We start from the raw sequence: 3,215 nt of genomic DNA, 5'->3' as shown, positions 1-3,215 counted from the left end.
ACCAGCGTGGGGGCCATCAAGGCCGGTATGTTTGCGCGGGGCGAGTTCGAGCTCGGCAATTCCAGCGCCCTGACGGTGCCGCAGCAGTCGGTGGTGGTGCGCGATGGTTTCAACTATGTGTTTCGCCTGAACAGCGACCAACGCGTCAGCCAGATCAAGCTGCAGATCGGGCGGCGCGTCGGCGATCGGGTCGAGGTCCTGGGAGGTATCAGTGCGGACGCGGTGGTGGTGGCCAGCGGCGCCGGCTTCCTCAACGACGGCGATCTGGTCAAGGTGGTGCCCGCTCCTGTTTCAGAATCAAATATGCCTGTAGCCCCCGTCAAACCTGCGACACCAGCTACCAAATAAGGAGCAAGCGTGAACTTCTCCTCGCTCTCCATCAAGCACCCGGTACCGGCCATCATGCTGTTTGTGCTGCTCTCGCTGGCGGGCATCCTGTCGTTCCGCGCCAGCGCGGTGCAGGACTTCCCCGACATCGAGCTGCCCATCGTCACCATCAGCGCCACCCTGTCGGGCGTGGCCCCGGCGCAGCTGGAAACCGAAGTGGCGCGCAAGATCGAAGACTCGGTGGCGACGCTGCAAGGTGTCAAGAACATCTACACCAAGGTGCTCGACGGCGATGTCGAGATCACGGTCGAGTTCATCCTGGAAAAGCCGATTACCGAGGCCGTCAACGACGTGCGCGACGCCGTGGCGCGGGTGCGCGCTGACTTGCCGGCCGACCTGCGCGACCCTTCCGTCACCAAAGCCTCGACCGCCGGGCGCGTGGTGCTGACCTTCACGGCGGCCGCGGCGCCCGTGGCCACCCCCGCCGCCTCCGCCGCCCCTGGCAGCGCGAGCCAGCTCGATGACCAGGCCCTGAGCTGGTTTGTCGACAACGCGGTGGCCAAGCGCCTGCTCAGCGTGCCGGGCGTGGGCGCCGTCAAGCGGGTCGGCGGCGTCAGCCGCGAAGTGCGGGTCGAGCTCGATGCCAACAAGATGGCGGCCTTGAACGTGTCCGCCATCGATGTCTCGCGCCGCCTGAAGCTGGTGCAGCAGGAAGCGCCCGGTGGCCGCGGCGATGTCAGTGGCGCCGAACAGTCGGTGCGCACCATCGCCACCGTCAAGACCGCGTCCGAGCTGGCGCTGCTCGACATCCCGATGGCGGACGGCCGCCACCTCCGGCTCGACCAGGTGGCCACGGTGCTGGACACGGTGGCCGAGCCGCGCTCGGTGGCGACGCAGGACGGCCGCAGCGTGGTCGGCTTCGAGGTGTTTCGCACCAAGGGCGCCAGCGAAGTGGAGGTCGCCCGCGGGGTGCGCGCCACCGTGGCGGAACTGCAGGCCAGGAACCCGACCATCCGCCTGACGCAGGTGATCGACAACGCCCAGCCGGTGGCCGAGAACTTCCGCGGTTCCATGGAGTTGCTGCTGGAGGGCGCGCTGCTGGCGATTCTGGTGGTGTGGTGGTTTCTGCGCGACTGGCGCGCCACGCTGGTGTCGGCCGCCGCGCTGCCGCTGTCGGTGATCCCGACGTTCCTGGGACTCAAGTATTTCGGCTACACGCTCAACACCGTGACGCTGCTGTCGCTTGCCCTGGTGGTCGGCGTGCTGGTGGACGACGCGATTGTGGAGATCGAAAACATCGAGCGCCATCTGCGCATGGGCAAAACGCCCTACCAGGCCGCCATGGAAGCGGCGGACGAAATCGGCATGGCGGTGATCGCCACCACCTTCGCGCTGGTGGCGGTGTTCTTGCCGACCGCCTTCATGGGCGGCGTGCCGGGCCTGTTCTTCAAGCAGTTTGGCTGGACCGCGGTGCTTGCGATTCTGGCCTCGCTGGTGGTGGCGCGCCTGCTCACGCCCATGATGGCGGCCTACCTTCTGAAGCCGCACAAGAATGCGGCGCAAGCCAACCCGACGGCGGCCTACCGAGAGGCGCCCGACGGCTGGCTGATGGCGCACTACATGGCGACCATGCGCTGGTGCCTGCGCCACCGCGCCATCACCATGACCGGAGCGGCCCTCTTCTTCGTCGCCTCGATCGCGCTGGTGCCGCTGTTGCCGACCGGCTTTGTGCCGGCCGCGGACCGCGCCCAGACGCAAATCAACATTGAGCTGCCGCCCGGCAGCACGCTGGCCGAGACCCGCGCGGTGGCCGAGCAGGCGCGCGCGGCCAGCATGACGACTCCGAACGTCAAAAGCGTGTTCAGCTCGATTGGCGGCGGCTCCAGCGGCGACGCCTTTGCGCCCGGCGCCGCGGCCGAAGCACGCCGCGCCGTGCTCACGCTCACCACCACCCACCGCAATGACAGGACGGCATCGATGGCGGACATCGAGTCGCAGCTGCGGCTCAAGTTGACCGACATCCCGGGCGCCCGCTTCACCGTCGGCCCGCCCGATACCGGCGTCAAGATGCAACTGGTGCTGCAAAGCGAAGACCCGGTGGCCCTGCTGGCGAGCGCGCAAAAAGTGGAGCGCGAACTGCGCACCCTGCAAGGCGTGGGCAACGTCAGCTCCAGCGCCTCGCTGGTGCGGCCCGAGATCATTGTGCGGCCCGATGCCGCGCGCGCCGCCGACCTCGGTGTGACGGCCGCCAGCATCGGCGAGACCGTGCGCGTGGCAACGGCGGGCGACTACGACACCAGCCTGTCCAAACTCAATTTGTCGGAGCGCCAGGTGCCGATCCGCGTCAAGCTGCCCGACGCCGTGCGCGCCGACCTGGCGGCTCTGGAGCGCCTGACGGTGCCGGGCAAGAACGGCCCGGTGCTGCTCGGCGTGGTGGCCAGCCTCACGATGGAAAGCGGCCCGGCGCAGATTGACCGGCTGAATCGCAACCGCAACGTGACGCTGGACGTGGAGCTGGGCCGCCGCCAGCTGGGCGACGTGAACGCCGAGGCGCGCGCCCTGCCCAGCCTGAAGAACCTGCCCCCCGGCGTGAAGATTGCCGAGCTCGGCGACGCGCAGGAAATGCAGGCCCTGTTTGCCAGTTTCGGCATTGCCATGCTGATCGGCGTGCTGTGCATTTACGGCGTGCTGGTGCTGCTGTTCCATGACTTCCTGCAGCCCGTCACCATTCTGGCGGCGCTGCCCCTGAGCATTGGCGGCGCCTTCGTCGCCTTGCTGCTGACCGGGCGGGCGCTGTCGATGCCGTCCATGATCGGCCTCATCATGCTGATGGGCATCGTCACCAAGAACTCGATTCTGCTGGTGGACTACGCCATCCTGGCGCGCGA

At 67.9% G+C, this 3,215-nt stretch carries 2 protein-coding genes; both read left to right on the top strand.

Annotated features, from left to right (window positions below; genetic code table 11):
- A partial coding sequence (locus B3V69_RS09940) for an efflux RND transporter periplasmic adaptor subunit (protein WP_414707504.1) occupies positions 1–348 on the top strand: 348 nt, incomplete at its 5' end.
- Between the two features lie 9 nt (positions 349–357).
- A partial coding sequence (locus B3V69_RS09935) for an efflux RND transporter permease subunit (protein ID WP_296446112.1) occupies positions 358–3,215 on the top strand: 2,858 nt, incomplete at its 3' end.

This window comes from Rhodoferax sp. UBA5149, from assembly GCF_002413825.1.
Taxonomy (GTDB): domain Bacteria; phylum Pseudomonadota; class Gammaproteobacteria; order Burkholderiales; family Burkholderiaceae_C; genus Rhodoferax.
Note: the sequence above shows the minus strand (reverse complement) of the source record. Positions and strands in the feature narration are given on the sequence as shown.